The sequence below is a fragment of the Comamonas resistens genome, from assembly GCF_030064165.1.
GTDB lineage: Bacteria > Pseudomonadota > Gammaproteobacteria > Burkholderiales > Burkholderiaceae_C > Comamonas > Comamonas resistens.
The window spans coordinates 1,562,369-1,585,319 of sequence record NZ_CP125947.1; the positions used below are offsets into that span (position 1 = coordinate 1,562,369).

Sequence of the window (22,951 nt, forward strand, 5' to 3'; positions counted from 1 at the left end):
GCGTTTTGCTCTAAATTGCCACCCATGCTGAATATTTTTGCCATTTGCGTCGGTGCCTGCGTCGGGGCGCTATCTCGCTGGGGGCTGGGACTGTGGCTGAGCAGCGGCGCGACCATGCCCTGGGGCACCTTGGCTGCCAACCTGATCGGCGGCTATCTGATCGGCCTGTTCGTGGCGCTGTTTCAGGCCATGCCGCAGCTCGATCCGGCATGGAAACTGGCTTTGATCACGGGCTTTCTGGGGGCATTGACCACGTTTTCCAGTTTCTCCGCCGAGGTCATCGGACTGCTGCAACAGCAGCGCCTGATTGCCGCGGGGGGCTGGGCAGGCCTGCATCTGCTGGGCTCGCTGTGCATGACCTATCTGGGGATTCACAGCTGGTCGTGGTTCGGCCGCTGAGCCGGGCTGGCTCACCATTGCGCACTATGCTGGTAAACCTCTTATGCATGCAGAGGCTAAATACTGGCGAAAGCTATAGCTTTGTGAGCGTATAGTGCAAGCATCACACGCGCTTCACGCGCATTTGATATTGAAGTGTTTGACGGATGGGCGGTCCGTGCCAGCGAACTTTCAACAGTTCCACTGGCCAGTGCTGTCCAGCATTCTTAGATCCGAGGCTCCATGCAAATTTCTTCTCCTCTGTCCGATACCGATCTGGCCAATGCCTGGGCTGAACTTCACAACCAGGCGCATAACGGCAAAGAACTGGAACCTCATTCCAACCGTCTTGCTTTCGCCGACCCGGAGTTCATGTTCCGCCGGGAAACGCGCGGCATTCGCATGCAGCTGGAACTGCTCAAGCCCGATCTGGGGCAGATCGAGCACAATATCGAACACACCGTGGTCGTCTACGGCAGCGCCCGTTTTGTGGACATGGATCAGGCTCGCCAGCAGCTGGCAGAAGCCCGTGCCAGCGGCGACACGCAACGCATGGCCCTGGCCGAGCGCACGCTGCGCAATGCCGAGCGTTACGAGGCCGCGCGTGCCTTTGCGCGCATCGTGGCCACCGAAGGCATGAAGCAGCCGCCCAGCGAGCGTTTCTATATCTGCACGGGCGGCGGCCCCGGCATCATGGAGGCGGCCAATCGCGGCGCGCATGATGCGGGTGCGCCCAATATCGGTCTCAACATCTATCTGCCGCACGAGCAGCATGGCAACCCCTACATCACGCCGGAGCTGAGCTTCAAGTTCCACTACTTTGCGCTGCGCAAGATGCATTTCATGATGCGTGCCAAGGCGCTGGTGGCCTTCCCCGGCGGCTTTGGCACCATGGACGAGCTGTTCGAGGTGCTGACGCTGGTGCAGACGCACAAGAGCAAGCCCGTGCCCGTGATTCTGTTCGGCAAGGAGTTCTGGAAGAAGGTGTTGAATTTCGACGTGCTGATCGAGGAGGGCACGATCTCGGCCAAGGATCTCAATCTGTTCCGCTACACCGATGATCCAGCCGAGGCCTGGCAGCTGATTCAGCAGTTCTACCAGACAGGCTGGAATAGCTGATCTGCCTATTGCACGCATATGAAAAGCTGTCAGAGGGTATTCCTCCGGCAGCTTTTTTTTGCTCATGAATCCATAGCTTGTGGCGCTTTGTCACTAAGCGCTGCAGCCTTGTCAGGCCTGGATTCCATGCAGGGCTTGCTCGGCCAGCTGCTGGGCACGTGCAATTGAAATGCCTTCATGCTGGTCGATGACCAATGCATCGCTTTCATCGCCGGAGCGATGCAGCCGCACGCGCGGACGTGTGCCATCGGTCTGGATATGGACGTCGGCGGGGCGTGACTTCTGCGTGGGGTAGACGGCAATCAGATTGGACAGCCAGCCGAAGAAGATCAGGTCTTCGGGCAGCTTGTTGTAGGAGTCCAGATAGCGCTGAAAGCTGGTCTCGCTGGCCGAGACCCAGACACCCCAGAGAAAGGGCTCTTCCACACCATGAATCGGCACCTCCAGAAGCGCGCGCACATAGTATTGCGTGCCTTCGGGGTGGGTGATGACGCAGAGATCGTCGCCCAGCTCGGCCCATTCCTCGCGCTCTTGCTCGCTCAGATATCGGTAGGGTGCTGGAGCGTCGAAAGCAAAGCTTGGAGAGCCCTCATGAAGCTCGTCGCATTTGCGGCATTTGTAGGCAAAGATGGCGGCCATGGTGCTCCGTCTCAAAGTTTGTGAAAGACCAGTGTGCGGTTGTTGGCGGGCATGGCCTGGTCGAGTTGCAGCTGCATGCCATGCTCCTGTGCCAGAGCCGTGATGGCTTCAAAGTCGCGAATGCCGCTGGCCGCATCGCGTTGGCGCAGCCAGGCGTCGAAAGCCTGGTTGCTTTTGCTGGTGAACTGGCCACCATAGTTGAACGGCCCATAGATGGCAAACATGCCGCCTGTCGGCAGATGCTGACCCACCAGCGTAAACATGCGCTGCACCAGAGGCCAGGCCACGATGTGGCAGGTGTTGCTGGTGAATACGGCATCAAAAGACTGGGGGCTGCCGCTGTCAGGCCAGGCACTGCTGGCCAGATCAAAAACCAAGGGCGCACGCAGATTGGCAGCGCCATGGGCTGCATGCCAGGCCTGGATGCCTGCATGCTGCTCTTGCAGGTCGCTGGTCTGCCAGATCAGATGGGCTAGGCGAGGGGCAAGGAAGACGCTGTGCTGGCCGGTGCCGGAGCCAATCTCCAGCACATGGCGGCTACATGCAAAAGCGGTGCTCAGTACTTCGAAAATCGGGCCTTGATTGTTCTCGCAGGCCTGGGAAAAAGGCAATGGTGAGGAGGCGTTCATGTGGATGTGGAGCGAGACGGTTTTCATCAGCTTCTCTGCATTGTCCTCGTCGGGTGGGCGTCGCAGTGAGCTTGGGAGCCGTCACGCTCTCAGGGATTGAAGCGTAGCTTGATCTCGGGGCGCACACCTACTTCGCCGATGCGCCATGTATAGCTGCCGCTGCCGGAGGCAGGGGCGTTGTTCGCATTGTGAGAGATGACCTCGGCGCCTTCGGGAACATTGACGCGCAGGCTGCCATTTATCAGGACACCCATCTGGGCGAGGTCTGCTTTCTCCTTGCGCTTGACCGGTTGCACGGCAATCGTCATCACCCCGTCATGGCTGCTCTGGACGGAGAGCATGTCCAGCAGCTTCAGGGGCTCGCCCGCTTTGCGGCGGCCCTCCATTTCCAGCTGATAGCGGGCCTTGCCCATATAGACCGCTTTTTTGACATCGGGGTTCTGGCGCAGTTTCTGTGCTTCTGCGGCCAGGCTTTGCTGTTCCTTGTCGCTGAGAATCCCTTGCCGTTGCATCTTCAGCATGGCCATGGGGTCGATGGCGGTTCCTTCGTAGCTGTAGTCAAGGCTGGCATCGGGCTGAATGTCTATCTTCGCGGAAAAATGCTCGGGAATCAGGCAGCCGCTCAGCAAGGCTGCAGTTGCCAGGGCGGTCATCACCAGAAATGGTCGCAGATGCATGGTTGGTTCCTTTCTCACACCAGCGCCACACTGGTTTTGCATTGGGAGAGCTCGGCAATGCCTTGGTCGATGAAAGGCTGCGGGCCCTCGGGGCTGTGCACCCGGCGAGCTTGATTGACGCCTACAAATGCCACTTTGGCAATGCCCGATGACACCTATACGCTGGACAAGAATGGCCCTCGGCCAGCGGGCGTATGTCTTGTGCGCTCAGTGCAAAGCTTTTGCTCATCCTCACCTTATTTGTCGTAGATGCCGATACGGGAGAAGAAATCCTGGGTGCTGGTCAGCGTCAGCGAGTCCATGTAGTCGCTGCAGCTGAGGCGAGCCAGAGTCTTGCGGTTTTTGCTGACCAGGATTTCGGTGCTGCCAGCCAGTGGCTCGTGAATTTCGTAGTCATAGGCGCCGTTCTTGAAGCGCAGCGCGGCACCGCGAGGCAGCAAATCCAGCTTGAACAGGCCAAAAGGATGGCGGGGAGCGGAGGGGTAGGCAAACTCCTGCGTCGCTCCCTTGTAGGCACGGTACTGCAGATAGCCCTTGTTGGCTCCCAGGTCTTGCGATGCGCAGAGGGTATAGAACTTGCCATTGGCTTCGCAGTACCAGACCTGGCGTTCGGTCTGCGTGCAGGCATCGGGGCCTGCATGCGCTGTGCCGTGCAGGGACAGCAAGATCAGCGTGGTGCTCAGGGCCGTGCTCAGATGCTTCATGGCTTGCTGCTCGTGGGAGGAAGAGGTTGCTGCTCCACGCGCTGCAGCGATGCATCCATGCAGGCCCAGTCCGGGGCACTGGAGGCCCAGATATTCATGATGGGAGCCACGGAGGACGGGTTGTCGAGATTGCCGATACGGACCACGCGCAGCTGCGACCGTGCTGACGAGTAGGCGAAAAGCTGCGAGCCGCAGTTCGGGCAGAACTGGCGCGTGAGCTCATTGCCGCTGGCGGCAAGCTTGCGAAACTCGGCGACTTCGCCGCTGACGCTCAGGGCATCGACGGGCACCAGGGCATTGACCGTGCCGTTGGAGGCCAGATGCTGGCAGTCTCTGCACCAGCACACGCGCGCCATTTGCGGCTCGGCACTCAGCTTGAATTGCACCTTGCCACAAAGGCATCGGCCGGTTCTGTCGGTCATCAAGGTCTCCTGTGTTCGAATGGGCAGGCCATGGTAGCCGCTGAGCCTGGCGATACAAGCGCTGGCTCAGCGCGCGGCTTCGCAGCGCATGGCACTACGCTGTGCCGCGCCCAGCACGCTGCCGGCCGTCAGGCTGATGCGCGGCGAGATGGTGATGCCCGCTGCCTCCAGCACCGATGCCGTCCAGCGGTTGCAGGTATTGAGAGCGTTGTAGCTGCCATTGGCAATATAGAACTGACTGTTGCCATAGATGCCCGGGCCTGCGTCTACGGGCTCGCCACTGGCGCTGCGTGCAAAGCTGTCTGCCACCAGCGATGCCATGCGTTGATAGGCGGCTTCATCGAGGCAAAGAGCGGCGCTGTCGCTGCCCTTCAGAAAATGCTGCACATCGGTTACGGCCACCACATGCATGACCGACCCCCTGGAGGCAAACATGGCCTCCAGCGCCAGGCCGGCTGTCACGTTCTTTGCCCGGTAAAAGCCCACATCGCCCCAGCCAATCTCATAGTGGCTTGCGCCGGGAAAGCGCTGGCGTAGCAGCGGCAGCCGTGCGTTGATGGCCTGGGCCGGCAGCAGCAGACCGGCATGCCAGCCATTGCCAACGATATGGATGGTGAACGAACCTGGGGTGGGGACAGGGGGTTCCGGCCTGAAAAGCTGGCTGCCAATCCACCAGGCCAACGCAGCCATCATGAGCAGCAGCAAAAGAATGCGCTTGAGCGTAAAGAGCATGAAACAGGGCAAAGAGCTGCTTCAGCTTTCGCTGGTGAGGGGCCAGAGGCCGATATCGAGCAGCAGATTGCCAGGGAGCGGATGTACTGCTTGCCCCGAGATGCTCAGCTCCGTCCAGTCGCTGCGGTCTGCGGACTCGTGGTCTTCCATGATCCAGTAGTCGGAGGAGGGCGTACGGGTGCGGGTCTCGGGCAGCTCCAGCACCTTGGCGCTGGCGGTGATGCGGTGGCGTTCGCAAAACTGCAAGGTGGCGATCGCATCATCGAGCTGCAGCTTGGCGGGCAGCACGCTTTTGTCGCCTTGCTTCAGCCGCTCAAGCAGCAGGTTGCGCTGTTGCGCCAGGGACTCCAGAACGGGCTGGAATCTTGGGTTTGAAATGGTGGGGCTGCTCATGTCGCTGATGGCTTTGTGAATTGTGTTCGTTAATTGTTTTGATAGCTTCTCGCGCTGACTGGATATGGGCTCAAGGCAAAAAACACCGAATTAACCAGGGTGCCGGGCCGGGCTTGCCGGACACCGCTTTCCACCACGCGCCTTGATTGGCCGGGCAGAGACGCCACGCGGCATTTCAGAAAATGCCTGGGCACTGGCAGCAGTCTGTTGCGGTCTGGCCGTTGCACAGAGGGGAATCAGCATTGCCACAGCCATTTGGCTGACTTCGCGGGAGTGCCCTGGCAGCCGCAGCGAAACACATAGGCGCAGCCTCCGCCACCAAAGTTCATATCGTTTTCCCAGTTCGGGCCCTCTTCCAGCTGTGCGACAAATTCCATGGGCTGGGCGCAGGCGTCGCAGTTCGGTGTCTCCTCGCTCTGCAGCCATGAAGGCTGGCCGCCTTGCTGCCCCAGCACTTCGCGGCCCGGTTGCCCGCTTCGGGCGATCCACTCCTGCCGGGCTTGCTCATAGCTGGGGTTCTCCATGCTCTGCAAAACCGTGCCATAGCGGGTGCTCCGCAAGGTCTCGCCCTGCCCGGGCGGCTGAAGCAGTTGCAGCGCATGCGCTCTGACGGCAATGGCCCGGTTGCCGCCTGCGTCTGCATCCCATTCCTCGCAGCCACCGGGGTCGTTCTGGCACATGAAGAGCAGCAGCAATTCATCGTCGCCAGTTCGGATCTGGCCCTGGAACTGCATGGCGCCGCCGCATTCGCGGCACAGCGGCCAGGTTACCGCATGGGCTGGCGCGCTGGGCCGGCCGCCAAAAAGGGTCTGGTCGCTGGCCTCGGCGCCGGTGTCAGGCTGATGAATCAGCAATTGGGTCATGGTGTTTCCTCATCAAGCCAGGCGATGTGCCGCCCAGTCAAAGCTGCGGGTATGGGGGGCGAAAAATGCGCTGGGCAGCGTCAGCCCAATGCTCTTCAAGGCCTGATGCAGAGCGCGCTGTGTATGGTGGCCGTGCCCGCAGACGTCGGTTGCGAACAGCGTCTCCTGTGGCTCATAGCTCAGGCAATATTCAAAATCAAGATCGCCGCCCCACATGCCGCAGGCGTAGTAGACGACGGTCTCATGAAGCTGCTTTGCCAGAGTCGCCAACATGCTGCGCAGGTGCACCGAGGGCAGGGATGTTTCTGGCACCTGATCTGCCAGCGGCGTTGCAATATCGGCTTGCAGGCAGTGCAATGTGCCGGGGTTCAGGGGCAGGGAGGCCGTGTCCAGAATGGCTTCTTCATGCCACTGCGCGCCCTGGGCCGTGGCAGCGCAGACGGGGCGAATGACCAGCAGGCCGTCCTGGGGCAAGCCATGGCGATGCTCTGGCAGATACCAGTCAATGTCTTGCAGGCTGTGCAGGTGATAGGCAAAAGGCGCAAGCAGGGCAGAATTGCGAACGGCTTGCAGTGCAGCGGGCGTTGCGCGCAGCAGGATTTCTTGGGCGTACCAGGTCATGTTTGAAGAGTGAAAAGTTCAGTTTCGTGCATAGACCATGATCACCCGGTTCAGATAAAGCCCGTCCGTCACCACATTGACGCTGCGCAGCAAGCGGTCGCCATCCTGTGTCAACCGGTCGCAGATCTGGGTATCGCCATCGTCATAGCGCAGCAAGGCATTGCCGTGCTGATTGTCTTGTGGCATGGCCCAGGAGGCCATGGTTTCGGGGCGCAGATAGGCCGTGCTGCCAACCAGGGTGCAGCGGCCGGAAAATGGCTGCACGGTGTCGCTCAGGCATCCTTCGGCATCAAACCACATCACCTGAGCGTCGCCTGTGCATTGCTCGCTGAAGCCATCGGCATGGATTTCCATGCGCAGCCCCTGGGCAGGTTGCACCAGGGGCAGAAGTGAACGGCCATCATCATTGAGCCAGCCGGAAATGGCATCGTCTGGTGCTTCATCGTCCTCGTGCAGGATTTCAATTTCGCTGTTGATGGCGTGGCTGGAAACCAATTCCCATGTCCCTTGAAAAATGCTGAGTTCGGAGTTGTTCATCATGGTCCCGTGAGTATGGGCGATGGGCCTTCGGCCTCAAGCACCTTGCTGCTCGTTTTTGGATGACTTGCCGCGCTGGATATGGCGGTGACTGAGCCACAGCAAAACCACGCCCATAAGGGCCAACACGGTCGCAAAACTGGGCCAGAAAAACAAGACCCACAGCCAGCCGTAGCCGGGCTGGAAAGTTTTGAAACTCAGTGGCGCAAGCAGCAGCAACTGCACCTGCTCGCCCCGCAGTTGCGGGCCAACTTCCTGCACCGTAAAGCGGTAGTGTGATGGGCCAGTGGCCTGGGCAATGCGCGCCTGGGTGACCATGGGCCAGGTGAACTCGCCAGGGCGGGCGCTGTCGGTCCAGGGCGTCAATGGCCTGTCAATCGTGCTGTCGTTGCTGCTGCTGGCCGGCATGGCGACATAGGGCATCTGCTGGTCACTGGTTTCCACCAGGATTTTGAGGGGCTCACCGGGTTTGGAAAAAGCCAGAGAGGGGACCGCGACCCCCTGGGGCGGTATAGCCGGGGTGAGCCATTCACCGAGCTCCGGCCGGCTTTGGCCGGACTGGCGCGCAAACCGCAGTGCAAAGTTGCTGGGATGGGAGCAGGGGCGCCATACCGTGATTTCCGCACTTTGCCCAGCCGTCAGCGTGATGGGCAGTTGCACGGTTCGCACGCTGAGCTGGAACAGGCCGGTTGTCGCCAGCAGCAAAACCAATAGCAACACCCACAGCGCCCACATGGCCTGAAGGCCTGGTGAGAGCTGACGCCAGCGGCTGGCTGCAGAGGTGCTGCTGGATGAGTTGGGCTGCATGGGCATGTGTTGGAGTGGTTTACAGAGGGGTCAACTGCCCCGGGATCGGTCAGCGCTGGCCTTGCTTGCGTATAGGTATGGACTGGAGCCGCAAGAGTCCCGTCGTTCAGCGCGGCGCGAAGAGATTGATCTCGCGCTGCTCAAAGTATTGCCGCAGGCATGCTATGCCGCTTGCGCGGTAAACCTCCAGCTCCGGTCGGGTGATGGGGACGACATTGAGAATTTTCACGCACTGCGCCTCATGGCAGATATGGCTCCAGCCATCGTCCACGAATGCAGGGTGTATCAGCACGCTGCGCATGTCCGCGAAATGTGGAATATGGCCGGCCTCGGGAATCACATGCCACCAGTCCAGATGGCTGTGGTTGATGAAGGGATAGAGCGAGAGATTGGCCAGAAACAGCGTGATCCTGCCCATGGTCTGCGGGTCCACATTGCCTTCAAGTGAGAAGTGCAGCTCGGCCCGCCCGCCGGGCCTGGCCATTTCCTGGTCCGACATGCCTATGGTGGCAAAGCTGGTGATGTCCAGCTCTTCATCGGCGGGCCAGACCATCACGTCGACGAAGGCAGGTACGGCTGTCGAGCTGCCTACGGGAGCATCTTCATAGCGTATGGATTGTGCTGGTTCGCCAAACCGGGCGATATGCTCGCGATAGACGGCTTTGACAAGGGCTGACGGTTTTTTCATGCAGCAAGCAGCAGATGCATGCGAGTTGGATGGGAGCCTCGGGCGAGGGATTCACAGGCGGGCCGGCTCTGAAGCTGCCCTGTACTGGTGTCAATATAACCAAGCCACCCATGAAAAAACCGCCCGAAGGCGGTTTCTTGGATTCAAGCGGTATCCGCGCAGCAAAGCTTATGCGCCGGCAACCGAGATGCCCTTGAACTCGCCCGTGGCGATCTTTTCCTTCCAGATCGCGGGGCCGGTGATGTGGGCGCTGGTGCCGCCGGCGTCCACAGCCACCGTGACGGGCATGTCGACCACGTCGAACTCGTAGATGGCTTCCATGCCCAGGTCTTCAAAGCCCACGACCTTGGCGTGCTTGATGGCCTTGGAGACCAGATAGGCGGCGCCGCCCACGGCCATCAGATAGGCCGACTTGTGGTTCTTGATGCTCTCGATGGCGACGGGGCCGCGCTCGGCCTTGCCCACCATGGCGATCAGGCCGGTCTTTTCCAGCATCATGTCGGTGAATTTGTCCATGCGGGTGGCCGTGGTGGGGCCGGCGGGGCCGACGGCTTCATCACGCACGGCATCCACGGGGCCCACGTAGTAGATGATGCGGTTGGTGAAGTCCACGGGCAGTTTTTCGCCCTTGGCCAGCATGTCCTGAATGCGCTTGTGGGCGGCATCGCGGCCGGTCAGCATCTTGCCGTTGAGCAGCAAGGTGTCGCCGGGCTTCCAGCTGGCGACCTCTTCCTTGGTCAGGGTGTTGAGGTCCACGCGCTTGGACTTGTTGTAGTCCGGTTCCCAGTCGATCTTGGGCCAGGTGTCCAGCGAAGGCGCGTCCAGGTACACGGGGCCGCTGCCGTCCATCACGAAGTGGGCGTGGCGGGTGGCTGCGCAGTTGGGGATCATGGCCACGGGCTTGGAGGCCGCGTGCGTGGGGTACATATTGATCTTGACGTCCAGCACCGTGGTCAGGCCGCCCAGGCCTTGGGCGCCGATGCCCAGGGCGTTGATCTTCTCGAACAGCTCCAGACGCAGCTTTTCCACGTCATCGAGCTCTGCACCGCTGGCAGCCTTTTGCTGCAGCTCGTACATGTTCAGGTCTTCCATCAGGCTTTCCTTGGCCAGCAGGACGGCCTTCTCGGCCGTGCCGCCGATGCCGATGCCGATCATGCCGGGAGGGCACCAGCCTGCACCCATGGTGGGGATGGTCTTGAGCACCCAGTCGACCAGGTCGTCGCTGGGGTTCATCATGATCATCTTGGACTTGTTCTCGGAGCCACCGCCCTTGGCCGCCACGGTCACTTCCACGGTGTTGCCGGGCACGATCTGCACGTTGATGACGGCGGGCGTGTTGTCCTTGGTGTTCTTGCGCTTGAAGTGGGGGTCGGCCACGACGGAGGCGCGCAGCGTGTTGTCGGGGTGGTTGTAGCCACGGCGCACGCCTTCGTTGATGGCGTCTTCCAGCCCCATGGTGAAGCCGTCCCACTTGACGTCCATGCCGACCTTCAGGAACACGTTGACGATGCCGGTGTCCTGGCAGATGGGGCGCTGGCCGGTGGCCGACATCTTGGAGTTGGTCAGGATCTGCGCCATCGCATCCTTGGCCGCAGGGCTTTGCTCGCGCTCATAGGCACGGGCCAGGTGCTGAATGAAATCCGGTGTGTGGTAGTAGCTGATGTACTGGAGGGCGCCTGCGATCGAATCGATCAGGTCCTGCTGGCGGATGGAGGTGGTCATCGTGAAAGCTTCTCGGGGGTTGCAATGTGCGCGTGTGGGGTGCGCGCGGCTCACCTGCTGATTATCGGCCCAAGCATGGGCCTTTACAGGTCAAAGCCGACTAGTCTTATATAGGACTTGGCTGTGTGCCAGCTTACTGCATCTGCCCGGTGCATGTGCTCCAGGGGAATGTGATTGCTTTTATTATGATAGCTTCAGGCGCTTGATGGGTATGTGGTTGAGGCTGTTTTTATATGATTCTTTTGAGCGCTGAGTTGCGCAGAACTTCACGAGGCCTGCTGGCCGGGCAGCTCACAACTCACATAGCCGCCGCGGGTCGGTAGTGAATCAGGCCGGTGCCAGCCCACCGAATACGGAGTCCGAGAAATCCGCAGTTCCCGCAGGCTTGTCGCCGCGGGCCCAGGCCAGCAGCATGTCGGCAGGCATGGGTCTGGCGTAGAAATAGCCTTGCAGTTCGTCGCAGCGCATATTCAGCAGGATATCGCGCTGGCCGGCGGTCTCCACGCCTTCAGCCACCACGCGCAGGCCCAGTGCATGGGCCAGGCCCACCACGGCCTGGACTACGGCGCGGGCGTCTTCCTCGGTTTCGAGGTCGCGGATGAAGCTGCGGTCGATCTTGAGCTGCTGGGCGGGCAGCTGGCGCAGGTAGTTGAGGCTGGAGTAGCCGGTGCCAAAGTCGTCGATCGACAGATAGACGCCGATGTCGCGCAGCTCTTCGAAGGTGCGCTGCGTGGCCAGGGTGTCTTCCATGGCGATGGATTCGGTGATCTCGCACAGCAGCTGGTCGGCATCGACGCCATGGTTTTGGAGGGCCGTGGCAATGCGCTGGGCCAGGCCTGTCTCGCGCAGCTGGTGCACGGACAGATTGATGGCTACGCGCATGTGCAGGCCCAGTGCACGCCACTGGGCGAGCTGGCGGCAGGCCTCCTCAATGACCCAGTTGCCCAGTGCGAGGATGATGCCGAAGCGCTCGGCCAGGGCAATGAAGGTGTCCGGGCTGATCATGCCGCGCTCGGGGTGCACCCAGCGCAGCAGTGCCTCCACGCCGATGATGCTGCCGCTGGAGCCGTCGACCTTGGGCTGATAGTGCAGCGTGATCTGGCCGCGTGCAATGGCATGGCGCAGATCGTTCTGCAGTTCCAGCTGGGCGCTGGCATCGCTGCCCATATGGGGCTCAAAGACCACGATGCTGTTGCCGCCGTTGCGTTTGGCGGCGTACATGGCGGCGTCGGCATGCGCGATCAGGTGGTCGCCCACGCCATGGTCGGGAAAGACCACGATGCCGATGGAGCAGGTGATCTGCAACTCTTTGCCGCCCAGATGGAAGGGCTCGGACAGGGCCTGGAGAATGCGCCTGGCCACGGCCATGCAGGCGGCCACGTCCTGAACATCTTCCAGCAGCACGAGGAATTCATCGCCGCCCACGCGTGCCACGGTGTCGCTGGTGCGTGCCTGGGCGGCCAGACGCTCGGCCGCGCTTTTGAGAATCTCATCGCCGGATGCATGGCCAAAGGAGTCGTTGATGGGCTTGAAGCCATCGAGATCGACGAACAGCACGCCGGCGCGCTCCCTGACCTTTTGGTGATTGCTGCGTCCCATGCGCAGCAGGGCGTGGGCCAGCCGGTCTTCAAACAGCAGGCGGTTGGGCAGGTTGGTCAGCGGGTCCGTGAAAGCGCGCTGCTGTAGCTCGGCATTGGCTTTTTGCAGCTGGGTATTGCTGTCCTGAAGCGACTGATTGAGCCGGAACGCCGTGCTCTGCAGCCTTGCATCGAGCAAAGTGCTGAACAGGGCCGCGATCAGCAGCATGGCGGTGGTGATGACGATGATGGTCGTCAGCTCCGGACCGCCCAGAGCATTGGCCGTCAGGCAGATGCTGCCTTCCGCGAAATGCGCGGCAGCCATGCCGGTGTAGTGCATGCCGCAGATGGCAACGCCCATGACCAGGGCCGCCAGGGTCTGGTATAGCCATAGCTGCCTGCCGGTCAGGGAGTGCAGAACGCGAAACAGATTGAGTGCCGTGGCCGAGGCCAGTATGGCAATCAGGGCCGAGACGATGACCAGTTCCCAGTCCCAGACAATGGGCAGGGTCAGCTCGATCGCATGCATGCCCAGGTAGTGCATGGCGCAGATGCCGCCACCCATGAAGAGCGAAGCGGTCAGAAACTGCGGCCACCGGTAGTCGGGCCGCGCCGCCACGGCCAGTGCAATGCCCGAGGCCACAACCACTGCCAGCCAGGACAGCAGCGTAATGAGGCCGTTATAGCCGAGCAGTATGGGCAGCTCGAAGGCCTGCATGCCGATGAAGTGCATGGCCCAGATGCCAGTGCCCATCACCATGGAGCCTATAGACCACCAGATACGGCCCAGGTTGCCTGAGGCCATGCGCACGCGCCGGGCCAGCCCCAGCGTGACGAAGGAGGAGAACACGGCAATGATCACGGACACCGCGACCAGGACCGCGTTGTAGTCCGATGTCATGAAAGTGGTGGCAACGAGGGGAAAGTCGATGAGCATTGATGTGGCAGTCCAGCAAGGCTGTCCGTTGTCAGGGCCGAACGGGAGCTAATGTAACTACCTATTACAGCCCTCTGCCCGCGCAGGGATGTTGTACCCCCTGCCTTCATCGCCAGAGCCTGCGCTAGCATGGGGCTGAGCTTGATATCACGGCGGCCAGATTTTCCGGGCCGCCGTACCGACTCGTATCGCAAGGAGTAACACCATGACCGTGACGCGCCAGGAAAAAGATACCTTCGGACCGATAGAGGTTCCGGCAGACAGACTGTGGGGCGCGCAGACGCAGCGCTCCCTGCAGAACTTCGACATCAGCGGCGAGCATCAGCCGCGCGAGATCATTCTGGCGCTGGCCCAGGTCAAGCAGGCGTCGGCCACCGTCAATCAGCAACTGGGTTTGCTGGACGCGAAAAAGGCCCAGGCCATTGTCGCGGCGGCCGAGGAGGTCGTTGCCGGCAAGCATCCCGATGAATTTCCGCTGGTGGTCTGGCAGACGGGGTCGGGCACGCAGACCAATATGAACGTCAACGAGGTGTTGGCCAACCGCGCCAGCGAGCTGCTGGGCGGCGAGCGCGGCGAATCGCGTCTGGTCCATCCCAACGACGATGTGAACAAAAGCCAGTCCAGCAACGATGTCTATCCCACAGCCATGCATGTGGCGGCCGTTGCGGCCATCGAGCAAAAATTGCTGCCGGCCATGGCCAGGCTGCGTGCCACGCTGCAGGCCAAGAGCGTGGCTTTCAAGGACATCGTCAAGATCGGCCGCACCCATTTGCAGGATGCGACGCCGCTGACGCTGGGCCAGGAAATCTCGGGCTGGGTGGCTCAGCTAGCACATGGCGAAGCACATGTGCGCGCGGCATTGCCCCATCTGCACGAGCTGGCGCTGGGCGGAACGGCCGTGGGCACGGGCCTGAATGCGCCCAAGGGCTATGCCGAGGGGGTGGCCAGGGAACTGGCGCAGATCACCGGTTACCCGTTCGTCACCTCACCCAATAAGTTTGAGTCTTTGGCCAGTTGTGACGGCTTGGTGCATGCGCATGGTGCTCTTAAAACAGTAGCCGCCAGCTGCATGAAGATTGCCAACGATGTGCGCTGGCTGGCATCGGGCCCCCGCAGCGGCCTGGGCGAGCTGTCGATCCCCGAGAACGAGCCCGGCTCATCCATCATGCCGGGTAAGGTCAATCCCACCCAGTGCGAGGCCATGACCATGCTCTGCGCCCAGGTCTTTGGCAACGATGTGGCCATCAATTTTGGCGGGGCCAGCGGCAATTTCGAGCTCAATGTCTTCCGCCCGCTGGTGGCGCATAACTTTCTGCAAAGCGTGCGTCTGCTGGCCGATGGCATGGTCAGCTTCAACGACCACTGCGCCGTGGGCATAGAGCCCAATCGTGCGCGCATCACCGAGTTGCTGGACCGTTCGCTGATGCTGGTGACGGCCCTCAACCCCCATATCGGCTACGACAAGGCGGCCTTCATCGCCAAAAAGGCGCACAAGGCAGGAACGAGCCTGCGCGAGGCCGCCATTGCCAGCGGCCATGTGACGGCCGAGCAGTTCGACCAGTGGGTGGTGCCCGAGCATATGGTGGGAAATCTGTAAGCCAGCTTCGCCTGCTGTGAAAATGCTTCAAGAGCCCGTATGACGGGCTCTTTTCTTTTTCAAAAGCCGTTCACACAATGCTGCAATGTTCATCGCTGGAGTTCCCATGCCCGCACAGCAGCACCTGGTTCAGGTTCCGGTCACAGAATTGCGTCCCACGCAGATGACGGTGGGCGCGGCGGAGGTGGCGCTCAAGCGCTCGCAATGGGCGCAGCTCAAGTCCAAGGCGCGGGACAAATTGCTGCTCAGCCACTGGTTCCCGGCGGTCAAGGGGCCCAGAAACCAGTTCTTCATCGTGGACCACCATCACCTGGGGCAGGCGCTTGTGCACGAGGAAGTCAAAACCGTCTGGGTCATGCAGCTGGCCGATTACAGCACGCTGGAGCTGGATATGTTCTGGCGCTTGATGGAGTTTCACCATTGGGCCCACCCGTATAACGAAAAAGGCCTGCGCTGCGAGTTTTCCGCCATTCCCAAGATATTGAGCAAACTCAAGGACGACCCCTACCGCAGTCTGGCCGGGGAAGTGCGCAAGGCAGGAGGCTATGCCAAGGATTCCTCACCTTATACCGAGTTTCTCTGGGCCGATTTCTTCAGGCCGCTGTTTCGCAAGTCGGATCTGAGCGCCAAGGGCGGGCAGGGTTTGCCGCAGTCGCTTGTGGTGGAAGCCGTGGCTCTGGCTCGCGGTCCCAAGGCGCAGTTTCTGCCGGGGTGGTCCGGAGTCTCCGGCACCTTTCACCAGTCGACATGAGGACCCCGCGCCTGACACCTACGGGGGCAGACTGGATTGCAGGTCTGTCCATCGCAGGCCTGTTGCTGCCCGAGGCCGTGGCTTACTCAGGCATCGCGGGAGCACCGCCCCAGGCCGGGGTGATTGCGCTGTTCGCAGGCCTGCTGGTCTATGGTTTGTTGGGGCGCAGCCGCTTTGCGATTGTGTCCTCCACCTCTTCATCGGCGGCGGTGCTGCTTGCGGCTTCCAGTTCGGTACAGCATGTCACGGCCGATCATCGCGCACTCATGGGTGTGGGCATGGTGCTGGTGGCAGGCATTGTGTTTGTGCTGGCAGGCTTGCTGCGGCTGGGCGCCATCTCCCAGTTCATTGCCAAACCGGTGCTGCGTGGTTTTGCCATTGGCCTGGCGCTGACCATTGTGGTCAAGCAACTACCCCTGGCCGTGGGTGTGCACCCGGCTCACAGTGATTTTCTGCATTTCGGCTGGGACTTGCTGGGGCTGCTGCCGCAATGGAACTGGCGGGGGCTGGCCATGCTGGTGGCTGCCTTGCTGGCACTAAGGCTGCTGGCACGCTGGAAGGCGATGCCCGGTGCCTTGCTGGTGATTGCCGCAGGCATTGCGCTGGATGCATCGGGCTACTGCAACGCCTGGGGCATAGTGCCGGTGGGGTCGCTGCAACTGGGCAGTGCCCATCTGGCCGTACCCGAGCTGGACTGGGCCGACTGGCTGCGCGTGGGGCAGCTCGCAGTGGCTCTGGCATTGATTCTGTATGCCGAGTCCTATAGCTCCATTCGTTCATTGGCCCTGCGACACGGCGATGCAGTTTCGGCCAACCGCGACCTGCTGGCCCTGGGCGGTGCCAATATTGCCTCGGCGCTGTTTCAGGGCTTGCCCGTGGGGGCAGGGTTTTCAGCCAGCTCTGCCAACGAGACGGCGGGTGCGCAGAGCAAGGCAGCAGGCCTGATTGCCTGCGCCGTGGTGGCTTTGCTGATATGGCAGCTGCTGCCGTGGATGGAGCGCATTCCCGAGCCCATGCTGGCGGCCATCGTCATCCATGCCGTAGCGCATTCACTCAACTGGAAGGTGCTGCAGCCCTACTTTGCCTGGAGGCGGGACCGCACGGTGGCGCTTACCGCATTTGCCGCCGTCATTGTGCTGGGCGTGCTCGACGGTCTGCTGCTGGCCATGGTGGTCAGCATCGCCATGCTGCTCAAGCGCATGGCCCAGGCCCGGGTCAGCGAGCTCGGGCGGCTGGCGGACGGCCATGATTTCGTGGACCGCCAGACCCACCCGGAGGCTCTGCCCGTGGCCGGCTTGCTGATCGTGCGGCCCGAGGAGCGCATGTTCTTTGGCAATGCCGATGCGGTCATGGCCGAGATCAGTGCCCGCGTACGCAGCAGGCCGGGCCTGCAGGCCGTGGTGTTGAGCCTGGAGGAATGCCCTGACCTGGACAGCACCAGCATAGAAGCGCTGACGGAGCTGGCCGGCCAGCTGGCCAAGGCTGGGGTGCAACTGCGTCTGGCACGCGTCAAGGATGGGGTGCGGGACTTGTTGCAGCGCGTGCAGATTGCGGGGCTGAGCCCGGACAGCTACCTGGCCTGGAGTGTGGATGATGCGGTGCGCGCCCTGCTTCAGCTGCCAGCGGCTCACCAGGTGCCGGGAGGGGCGACACAGCCTGCGTCTTCGATATAGACATGCTTGCCTTGCTCCAGCTCGTCGGCCAGTTGCGCGATCCAGGCCGAAAAGCTGGGTGCCAGAACCGTCCTCGGACCGACCTCGCCGTCGAATTCGATGATCTGGCCAGCCTGCCCGCCTTCCGCCGGTTGCAGGTCCAGCATGGCGGCATCGCCCGAATTGTCGGTCAGCGCAATACGCAGCCCATCCCAATAGACGGGACGGATGGGGCCTTGCAGCTCGTCGGTCTGGTAGTCACTGCCCTGGCCCCAGCCCTCGTTGTGCTGCATGTCGCGATACATCTGCCAGAGCTCCAGAATTCTGGCCGTGGAGAGCAACTCGCCGTGATAGAGCAGATAGCCTTCGTTGGCCGCGCCGTTGTGCAGGCTCAATGAGTGGCGCAGATCGTCGGGCAGGCGCAGGCCCAGGGCGGTCTCGAGCTCTGCAATCTCGTCCTCGGACGCGCCTTCGGCCAAGACCAGCGTGCCTTGCGGCGTGTTTGCGGCATACCAGCGGGCGATGCGGCTCCAGTTGTGCTGGAGGTCTTGGCGGAGGTCTGGGTTCATATGTCTCTTTCTGACGGTTAGGCCGTCTTCACGCGCAGAGCGCTGCGAAAGCCGAGTTGTCCCACGATGCAGGCCAGCGTCAGCACGGTGAAGGCGGACAGGGCAGGATTGTTGCCCAGACTTGCGCCCAGCGTGCACAGGCCACCGACGGCCATTTGTGAAAAGCCGTAGACGCCTGCTGCAGACCCGGTGAGGTCGGTATGCACGCCCAGCGCCTTGGTCAGAGCCGCCGGGCTGGTGACGCCCGAGCCCAGGGTATAGACCATCATGATGCCCACCAGAACTGGCACGCTGAGATGGTGGGTGAGCGTTAGCAGCAACAGCAGGGCAACGCAGACCAGGCTCAGTAGATTGCCGCTCAGCATCAACCTCTCCACCGGCAAATGCTGAATCAGCTTGCGCGCCAGCGCATTACCCACGGCCATGCCCGCCATCAACAGGCCCAGGTAGAGGCCGACCTCCGATTTGCTGGCATGCAACTGGTCCATGAAGATAAAAGGTGCGGCGGCGATAAAGGCGTAGATGGAGGTGGTGGCGCTGCCACCGCCAATGGCGAAACCCAGGAACTGGGGGGAGCTCAGCAGGGTGCGATAGTCGTCGCGCACCTTGCGCCAGTCGAGCTGGCCCGTGGGCCTGCCGGTTTCAGGCAGCAGGCGCCACACACCCAGGGTCGTGAGCAGGCCCATCAGTGTCAGCGCCGCAAAGATGGAACGCCAGCCAAAGACGGCATCCAGCCCGGCGCCCATGGATGGGGCCACGCCGGGGCCGATCATCATCATGAGATTGAGCAGAGCCAGGCTGCCCACGGCTGTCTCGGGTGTGGCCGTATCGCGTGCGATGGCCCGGCCCAGTGCCAGCCCGGCGCAACCGCCCAATGCCTGAAACAGGCGGGCTCCGACCAGCATGGATGCTGAGGGGGCCAGTGCTGCCCAGAGGCTGGCTGCGGTGTAGAGGCACAAACCGGTGAGCAGCATGGGGCGGCGGCCCAGTGCGTCCGACATGGGGCCATAGATGAGCTGGCCGACGGCCAGGCCCACGATATAGACCGTGATGGTCTGCTGCATCTGGGCGTTGCTCGCCCCGAAATGTCGCGCCGCATCGGGCAGGGCCGGGATGAACATATGCATGGCCAGGGTGCCGACGATGGTGACGATGGCCAGCAGCCACAGGGGCGCTTTGGGTATGGAGGAAGTCGACGATTGCATGGCTGGATGAATGGCTTCAGTTTTCATCGGAGGGCTCTTCCGACTCCAGCGCCGCCATGCGATCGAGCATGGTGTTCAGAGCGGCCTGCATGGGGTCAAGCAGCTCCTCGGGTACCTCTTGCATTACCTCGGTACGCATCTGGGCCACCACTTTCTTGACGGCCTCCACCTGGGCGCGACCGGCCGAGGTCAGCTGTATGCGTTTGACACGGCGGTCCGTGTCATCAATGCGCTCCACCCAGCCCTGGGTTTGCAGACCGTCGATCAGACGCACGACGGAGGAGCTGTCCAGCGCCAGTGAGTGGGCCAGATCCTTTTGCCGCATGGCCCCGCTGTCACGCTCCAGATGCAGTAGCGGCAGCCACATGGCCTGTGTCAGTCCCAGTGGAGCAAGAGCCTTGTCCAGCGTGCGTCGCCACTGCTTGTTGACCTGGGCCATGGTGAACATGAGCTGGCGTTGGCGCTCCGGCAGGGCAGTGGATCTGGACATGATGAATGATGCAATTCAAATAGTTGGTATTCAAATTATTGCAAAGCATTCTTTCATGCGTTGTGACAAGGGGATATAGAGCCGCGCCCGGATTGACTGCGCATTCGTCTGCCTGCATAGACAAACCGGTTGGCGAGCAAACAGACAGAGTCCGTCAGCTAGGCTGGGACAGTGACTCCGGTCAAGGTGATTGCGTGGCGGACTTCAAGAGCCCGGGCAAAACGGCCTTTAGCCAAGAGCGTGGGGCCCTTTGGGGGGCGCACCAGCGGGTGGTCTGTATCCGGCCTTGGATTGCACAGCGTCTCGAGGTCCCGGATAAGCCGCGGGTCAGGGCTTTAGCTTGTGGGCAGGGTCCGATGGCAGTGCAGAAGGCCAGGCATCCATGGGATCTCTCTTGTGGCGAACAGGCTCTGCAGGCGTGCTGCTGCCACTGGGCCTGTACCGAGACATATTGCTGCTCTCATGCTGGCCCACTTTGCTGAAGTCGATATGAAGGCTGCGCTGCTGGCCTGGGCCCGAGAGTGCCGACTGTTCATAGGCCCGGGCCGCACTGCCGCTGCACTCGTAGCCCACACCATTGGCATTCATGCAACGGGCCTTCTGTGCATGGGCCGCATTGCCAACCAGCGCGAGGCTGCAGCAGATCAGGGGCAGGAGGGCGATGCGCATGGTGTGCTCCTTCGGGACGGGGACACCATGCTAGTTCCGCTTGCTGCGTGCTGTATTACAGGCCCAAGGATTTGAGCAAATCCTCGGTATCGCTGTTTGCAGCGGTATTGATAGCGGCAGGCGCTTGCTGAGCCTGCGCTTCACGGGTTTGGGCCATGACAAGATCGGGGTCCGGTTTTTCCTGGGCCTCAAAGTCCTTGATCTTGATGAACTCCATGTGGTCCACGGCCATCTCCAGATAGAAGATGTTGTTGTTGCCGGTGTAGAAGGTCACGCGGCGCGCTTCGGGCGCATCGAGGTTGGCGTCCACACTGAGGTTGACCTGCTTGTTCAGGCGGATCATCTTGGGCTGACTTTGCGAGATATGGGTTTGCAACTCGCGCTGCACCTTGCTGGTGAAGTCGCCCACGACCTGGTTCATCAGCTCGCCCATGACGTTGCTGACATCGTCCGATGTATAGGCGCTGGCCAGATCGCTCTCGGCCATGCCCATGGACAGCAGATAGCTGCGGTACAGCTCCATGGCGGCTTCGGCCGAGAAGTTGATGATGATCAGGGCCGAGAAGCCGCCGTCTATCAGTACAAAACAGCCGATATCGGGCTTGAGACTGGTTTTGGTGATGCGCTGCACCATGCCCGAATACTGGATGGGGCACTGGGTGGCGACCTGCAGCACGCGCGAGACGGAGTTGCACAGGGCAATCAGCACATCTTCGGTGCCGTGAATGATGGGGGCGTTTTGTGGGCTCATGGCTGTGATGATTCAACAGAGCTCCGATTATGGATGCAACACTTTGTTGCATTCAACTGAGCCAGGCCAGAACACCGTGCTCATGTCTGGTAACGTGCGCGCTGTTTTCGAGATTGCAGAGGTATTCATGCAGAACAAGCTGTGGCAACTGACGGCCGGTGCGGTGGTGGTGATGGGCCTGGCGGGCTGCTCGACCATGTCATCCATGACAGACAAGGTTTCGCAGAGCTGGGACAAGACCTGGTCCAGCCTCAGTGGCAAGAGCGCATCGACCAAGCCTGCCCAGGCCTCGGGCAAAGCGGCTCCTGTGGCAGAGCCCACAGGGCTCAAGCCCAGCACGCAGACGGAGCGCTGGCAGGGCCTCTATAGCCTAGAGAGCGATAGTGGGAGGTTTCAGGAGTGCGGCACGGGCCAGATCGTGCCGGTGCTGGCCGAGAAGGACAATGTGCTGCTGGAGCAGGCCTATCTGAATACCCGCGGCAATGCCGCCGCCGTGATGCTGGCCGAAGTCATGGGCCGCATGGTGGAGCAGCCCGCCAGCGACCCGGTGCTGGCCCAGCAGGGGCGCAAGGTGCTGGCGCTGCGCGTGGAGCGCTTTGTCACGCTGTCGAGCAAAACGGCCTGCCCCAAGCCCTGAGCCTGTTGGCGAGACCCATGACAGAGAGCCAGCAATGCTGGCTCTTTGTTTTTGATAGCTGTTCGCACTTTCTGGATAAGCGTCAGAGCCCGATTTGATGCTTATCTGCGTGCGGCGCTCCGTGCCTGCTCCAGCCAGCTGTCAAAGGTTTTCTGGTGGGCCTTGATCCAGCCATCGACATGACGGTTGACATCCGCGGCGCTGTTTTCACCCTGGCGCATGCGCATGTTCTGGGCGTCGATGTCTGCGATGGGAAGCTGCATCACGGCAAACAGCCTGGCTGCGGCGGGATTTTTCTCGGCCCAGGCCTTGTTGGCCAGGATGTACTGCTGATTGAGCTGGAAGCCGTAGTTCTTGCCATTGGGCAACTCGGTATTGTCTTCGCCCTGGGCGCCGGGGATGTTGGGCACTTCCAGCCAGGTCACCTCCTTGCCGGGACGCAGCACGGTGTTGACCCAGAACGGCGTCCACACATAGTAAAGAATGGGTTTGCCGGTTTTGAAGCGGGTGATGGTGTCGGCAATCAGGGCCTGATAGTTGCCTTGCAGATGGGTGATGGAAGACTCCAGGCCCAGACTCTTGAGATGCTTGTTGATGGCCAGCTCGCAGCCCCAGCCGGGGTTGCAGCCTGTCAGGTCGGCCCTGCCATCGCCATCGGTGTCGAATAGCGCTGCCAGCTTGGGGTCCTTGAGCTGCATGATGCTGGTGATCTTGTATTTGTCGGCCGTGGCCTTGTCGATCAGATAGCCCTGTACCGCATTGCGCGAATAGACGCCCGCTCGATAGAAGGCCTTGTCGCCACCGTTGTTCTCATAGAAAGCACGGTGCAGCGGCATCCAGTGAGTGGCCGTGAAAGTCGCATCGCCCTGGGCAATGGCCACATGCTGGGTGCCGTTTTCCAGACTCTTCATGGGCAGAACCTTGTAGCCCAGCTTTTCCAGGGCGCGTGAGACCAGCAGGGTCTGGAACATTTCCTCATCCACCGTGCCCTTGATGGGCTGCACCGTGATGCCCTTGCCCGGGAGCTCGGTCGAAGCGGTCTGGGCCTGCGCCACCGTAACGGCTGCGGCGCCCAGGGCCAGCAGGGTGCAGGCCGTCAGCTGGCGGCGTTTGCGCTGCCAGAAAGAATGTGCAGAGGAAGAGGAATGTGCGGACGTGCTGCTGTGCATGAATACTCCTTGGATG

General features: G+C 61.5%; 26 protein-coding genes. 6 read left to right on the forward strand and 20 right to left on the reverse strand.

From position 1 onward, the window contains the following. Positions 1-24: 24 nt before the first annotated feature. Positions 25-399: a fluoride efflux transporter CrcB gene (gene crcB / locus QMY55_RS07140; protein ID WP_283487969.1), complete on the forward strand. Its 375-nt coding sequence runs from the start codon at positions 25-27 to the stop codon at positions 397-399. Between the two features lie 222 nt (positions 400-621). Further along, positions 622-1,497: an LOG family protein gene (locus tag QMY55_RS07145; RefSeq protein WP_283487970.1), complete on the forward strand. Its 876-nt coding sequence runs from the start codon at positions 622-624 to the stop codon at positions 1,495-1,497. Positions 1,498-1,608: 111 nt separating this feature from the next. On the opposite strand, the gene QMY55_RS07150 is transcribed toward QMY55_RS07145, so the two are convergent. The 14 genes from QMY55_RS07150 to QMY55_RS07215 all read right to left on the reverse strand — a co-directional run bounded on the left by QMY55_RS07150 (position 1,609) and on the right by QMY55_RS07215 (position 13,409). Then, entirely contained in the window at positions 1,609-2,136 is a 528-nt protein-coding gene (locus QMY55_RS07150) for a DUF2199 domain-containing protein (protein ID WP_283487971.1), read from the reverse strand. A gap of 11 nt (positions 2,137-2,147) precedes the next feature. After that, positions 2,148-2,792, reverse strand: coding sequence for a DUF938 domain-containing protein (locus QMY55_RS07155; RefSeq protein WP_283487972.1), 645 nt, complete (start codon positions 2,790-2,792; stop codon positions 2,148-2,150). Positions 2,793-2,854: 62 nt separating this feature from the next. Further along, positions 2,855-3,442, reverse strand: coding sequence for a hypothetical protein (locus QMY55_RS07160; RefSeq protein ID WP_283487973.1), 588 nt, complete (start codon positions 3,440-3,442; stop codon positions 2,855-2,857). A 236-nt stretch (positions 3,443-3,678) separates the two neighbouring features. Continuing rightward, positions 3,679-4,146, reverse strand: a complete 468-nt coding sequence (locus QMY55_RS07165; RefSeq protein ID WP_283487974.1) for a hypothetical protein — start codon at positions 4,144-4,146, stop codon at positions 3,679-3,681. Further along, positions 4,143-4,568: a GFA family protein gene (locus QMY55_RS07170; RefSeq protein ID WP_283487975.1), complete on the reverse strand. Its 426-nt coding sequence runs from the start codon at positions 4,566-4,568 to the stop codon at positions 4,143-4,145. Before QMY55_RS07170 ends, QMY55_RS07165 begins: the two co-directional genes overlap by 4 nt. 66 nt (positions 4,569-4,634) lie before the next feature. Next, a complete protein-coding gene (locus QMY55_RS07175) occupies positions 4,635-5,300 on the reverse strand; it encodes a TIGR02117 family protein (protein ID WP_283487976.1) in 666 nt (221 codons plus the stop codon). A gap of 21 nt (positions 5,301-5,321) precedes the next feature. Beyond that, the gene (locus QMY55_RS07180) at positions 5,322-5,693 is read right to left on the reverse strand and encodes a hypothetical protein (RefSeq protein WP_283487977.1); all 372 of its coding nucleotides are present in this window, start codon (positions 5,691-5,693) and stop codon (positions 5,322-5,324) included. Positions 5,694-5,929: 236 nt separating this feature from the next. Further along, positions 5,930-6,556 (reverse strand): hypothetical protein, encoded by a 627-nt coding sequence (locus QMY55_RS07185; RefSeq protein ID WP_283487978.1) that lies wholly within the window; start codon positions 6,554-6,556, stop codon positions 5,930-5,932. Between the two features lie 12 nt (positions 6,557-6,568). Next, on the reverse strand, positions 6,569-7,177 hold the full coding sequence (locus QMY55_RS07190) for a hypothetical protein (protein WP_283487979.1): 609 nt from the start codon (positions 7,175-7,177) through the stop codon (positions 6,569-6,571). An 18-nt stretch (positions 7,178-7,195) separates the two neighbouring features. Further along, positions 7,196-7,672 (reverse strand): hypothetical protein, encoded by a 477-nt coding sequence (locus QMY55_RS07195; protein WP_283487980.1) that lies wholly within the window; start codon positions 7,670-7,672, stop codon positions 7,196-7,198. A 78-nt stretch (positions 7,673-7,750) separates the two neighbouring features. Beyond that, positions 7,751-8,521 (reverse strand): hypothetical protein, encoded by a 771-nt coding sequence (locus QMY55_RS07200; RefSeq protein ID WP_283487981.1) that lies wholly within the window; start codon positions 8,519-8,521, stop codon positions 7,751-7,753. Positions 8,522-8,627: 106 nt separating this feature from the next. Beyond that, positions 8,628-9,209, reverse strand: coding sequence for a suppressor of fused domain protein (locus QMY55_RS07205; RefSeq protein WP_283487982.1), 582 nt, complete (start codon positions 9,207-9,209; stop codon positions 8,628-8,630). A gap of 168 nt (positions 9,210-9,377) precedes the next feature. Further along, positions 9,378-10,931: a fumarate hydratase gene (locus tag QMY55_RS07210; protein WP_283487983.1), complete on the reverse strand. Its 1,554-nt coding sequence runs from the start codon at positions 10,929-10,931 to the stop codon at positions 9,378-9,380. A gap of 327 nt (positions 10,932-11,258) precedes the next feature. Next, positions 11,259-13,409, reverse strand: a complete 2,151-nt coding sequence (locus tag QMY55_RS07215; RefSeq protein WP_283487984.1) for a putative bifunctional diguanylate cyclase/phosphodiesterase — start codon at positions 13,407-13,409, stop codon at positions 11,259-11,261. A 241-nt stretch (positions 13,410-13,650) separates the two neighbouring features. Here QMY55_RS07215 and fumC point away from each other — a divergent pair, with 241 nt between their 5' ends. From fumC to QMY55_RS07230, 3 genes are all read left to right on the forward strand, one after another. After that, positions 13,651-15,042, forward strand: a complete 1,392-nt coding sequence (fumC, locus tag QMY55_RS07220; RefSeq protein WP_283487985.1) for a class II fumarate hydratase — start codon at positions 13,651-13,653, stop codon at positions 15,040-15,042. Positions 15,043-15,148: 106 nt separating this feature from the next. Further along, a complete protein-coding gene (locus tag QMY55_RS07225; RefSeq protein ID WP_283487987.1) occupies positions 15,149-15,793 on the forward strand; it encodes a ParB-like protein in 645 nt (214 codons plus the stop codon). Further along, the gene (locus tag QMY55_RS07230) at positions 15,790-17,466 is read left to right on the forward strand and encodes a SulP family inorganic anion transporter (RefSeq protein ID WP_283487988.1); all 1,677 of its coding nucleotides are present in this window, start codon (positions 15,790-15,792) and stop codon (positions 17,464-17,466) included. Before QMY55_RS07225 ends, QMY55_RS07230 begins: the two co-directional genes overlap by 4 nt. On the opposite strand, the gene QMY55_RS07235 is transcribed toward QMY55_RS07230, so the two are convergent. The 5 genes from QMY55_RS07235 to QMY55_RS07255 form a co-directional block, all read right to left on the reverse strand. Then, positions 17,421-18,014: an SMI1/KNR4 family protein gene (locus QMY55_RS07235; RefSeq protein WP_283487989.1), complete on the reverse strand. Its 594-nt coding sequence runs from the start codon at positions 18,012-18,014 to the stop codon at positions 17,421-17,423. The two genes, QMY55_RS07230 and QMY55_RS07235, sit on opposite strands and share 46 nt — an antisense overlap. Positions 18,015-18,031: 17 nt before the next feature. Then, positions 18,032-19,246: a multidrug effflux MFS transporter gene (locus tag QMY55_RS07240; RefSeq protein WP_407650640.1), complete on the reverse strand. Its 1,215-nt coding sequence runs from the start codon at positions 19,244-19,246 to the stop codon at positions 18,032-18,034. Then, positions 19,236-19,709, reverse strand: a complete 474-nt coding sequence (locus tag QMY55_RS07245; protein WP_283487990.1) for a MarR family winged helix-turn-helix transcriptional regulator — start codon at positions 19,707-19,709, stop codon at positions 19,236-19,238. Before QMY55_RS07245 ends, QMY55_RS07240 begins: the two co-directional genes overlap by 11 nt. A 327-nt stretch (positions 19,710-20,036) precedes the next feature. Continuing rightward, positions 20,037-20,378, reverse strand: a complete 342-nt coding sequence (locus QMY55_RS07250) for a hypothetical protein (protein ID WP_283487991.1) — start codon at positions 20,376-20,378, stop codon at positions 20,037-20,039. A 55-nt stretch (positions 20,379-20,433) separates the two neighbouring features. Then, positions 20,434-21,129, reverse strand: a complete 696-nt coding sequence (locus QMY55_RS07255) for a DUF3334 family protein (RefSeq protein ID WP_283487992.1) — start codon at positions 21,127-21,129, stop codon at positions 20,434-20,436. Positions 21,130-21,211: 82 nt separating this feature from the next. Between QMY55_RS07255 and QMY55_RS07260 the strand changes: the two genes are divergently transcribed. Beyond that, positions 21,212-21,766, forward strand: a complete 555-nt coding sequence (locus tag QMY55_RS07260) for a hypothetical protein (protein WP_283487993.1) — start codon at positions 21,212-21,214, stop codon at positions 21,764-21,766. 101 nt (positions 21,767-21,867) lie between these two features. On the opposite strand, the gene proX is transcribed toward QMY55_RS07260, so the two are convergent. Then, complete coding sequence (gene proX, locus QMY55_RS07265; protein WP_283487994.1) at positions 21,868-22,935, reverse strand: glycine betaine/L-proline ABC transporter substrate-binding protein ProX; 1,068 nt, start codon at positions 22,933-22,935, stop codon at positions 21,868-21,870. Positions 22,936-22,951 lie beyond the last annotated feature (16 nt).

Excerpts from the sequence above, each read along its gene's own strand:
- crcB (WP_283487969.1), top strand. The coding sequence starts at position 25 with ATGCTGAATATTTTTGCCATTTGCGTCGGTGCCTGCGTCGGGGCGCTA.
- QMY55_RS07145 (WP_283487970.1), top strand. The coding sequence starts at position 622 with ATGCAAATTTCTTCTCCTCTGTCCGATACCGATCTGGCCAATGCCTGG.
- QMY55_RS07150 (WP_283487971.1), bottom strand. The coding sequence starts at position 2,136 with ATGGCCGCCATCTTTGCCTACAAATGCCGCAAATGCGACGAGCTTCAT.
- QMY55_RS07155 (WP_283487972.1), bottom strand. The coding sequence starts at position 2,792 with ATGAAAACCGTCTCGCTCCACATCCACATGAACGCCTCCTCACCATTG.
- QMY55_RS07160 (WP_283487973.1), bottom strand. The coding sequence starts at position 3,442 with ATGCATCTGCGACCATTTCTGGTGATGACCGCCCTGGCAACTGCAGCC.
- QMY55_RS07165 (WP_283487974.1), bottom strand. The coding sequence starts at position 4,146 with ATGAAGCATCTGAGCACGGCCCTGAGCACCACGCTGATCTTGCTGTCC.
- QMY55_RS07170 (WP_283487975.1), bottom strand. The coding sequence starts at position 4,568 with ATGACCGACAGAACCGGCCGATGCCTTTGTGGCAAGGTGCAATTCAAG.
- QMY55_RS07175 (WP_283487976.1), bottom strand. The coding sequence starts at position 5,300 with ATGCTCTTTACGCTCAAGCGCATTCTTTTGCTGCTGCTCATGATGGCT.
- QMY55_RS07180 (WP_283487977.1), bottom strand. The coding sequence starts at position 5,693 with ATGAGCAGCCCCACCATTTCAAACCCAAGATTCCAGCCCGTTCTGGAG.
- QMY55_RS07185 (WP_283487978.1), bottom strand. The coding sequence starts at position 6,556 with ATGACCCAATTGCTGATTCATCAGCCTGACACCGGCGCCGAGGCCAGC.
- QMY55_RS07190 (WP_283487979.1), bottom strand. The coding sequence starts at position 7,177 with ATGACCTGGTACGCCCAAGAAATCCTGCTGCGCGCAACGCCCGCTGCA.
- QMY55_RS07200 (WP_283487981.1), bottom strand. The coding sequence starts at position 8,521 with ATGCAGCCCAACTCATCCAGCAGCACCTCTGCAGCCAGCCGCTGGCGT.
- QMY55_RS07205 (WP_283487982.1), bottom strand. The coding sequence starts at position 9,209 with ATGAAAAAACCGTCAGCCCTTGTCAAAGCCGTCTATCGCGAGCATATC.
- QMY55_RS07210 (WP_283487983.1), bottom strand. The coding sequence starts at position 10,931 with ATGACCACCTCCATCCGCCAGCAGGACCTGATCGATTCGATCGCAGGC.
- QMY55_RS07215 (WP_283487984.1), bottom strand. The coding sequence starts at position 13,409 with ATGACATCGGACTACAACGCGGTCCTGGTCGCGGTGTCCGTGATCATT.
- fumC (WP_283487985.1), top strand. The coding sequence starts at position 13,651 with ATGACCGTGACGCGCCAGGAAAAAGATACCTTCGGACCGATAGAGGTT.
- QMY55_RS07225 (WP_283487987.1), top strand. The coding sequence starts at position 15,149 with ATGCCCGCACAGCAGCACCTGGTTCAGGTTCCGGTCACAGAATTGCGT.
- QMY55_RS07230 (WP_283487988.1), top strand. The coding sequence starts at position 15,790 with ATGAGGACCCCGCGCCTGACACCTACGGGGGCAGACTGGATTGCAGGT.
- QMY55_RS07235 (WP_283487989.1), bottom strand. The coding sequence starts at position 18,014 with ATGAACCCAGACCTCCGCCAAGACCTCCAGCACAACTGGAGCCGCATC.
- QMY55_RS07240 (WP_407650640.1), bottom strand. The coding sequence starts at position 19,246 with ATGAAAACTGAAGCCATTCATCCAGCCATGCAATCGTCGACTTCCTCC.
- QMY55_RS07245 (WP_283487990.1), bottom strand. The coding sequence starts at position 19,709 with ATGTCCAGATCCACTGCCCTGCCGGAGCGCCAACGCCAGCTCATGTTC.
- QMY55_RS07250 (WP_283487991.1), bottom strand. The coding sequence starts at position 20,378 with ATGCGCATCGCCCTCCTGCCCCTGATCTGCTGCAGCCTCGCGCTGGTT.
- QMY55_RS07255 (WP_283487992.1), bottom strand. The coding sequence starts at position 21,129 with ATGAGCCCACAAAACGCCCCCATCATTCACGGCACCGAAGATGTGCTG.
- QMY55_RS07260 (WP_283487993.1), top strand. The coding sequence starts at position 21,212 with ATGTCTGGTAACGTGCGCGCTGTTTTCGAGATTGCAGAGGTATTCATG.
- proX (WP_283487994.1), bottom strand. The coding sequence starts at position 22,935 with ATGCACAGCAGCACGTCCGCACATTCCTCTTCCTCTGCACATTCTTTC.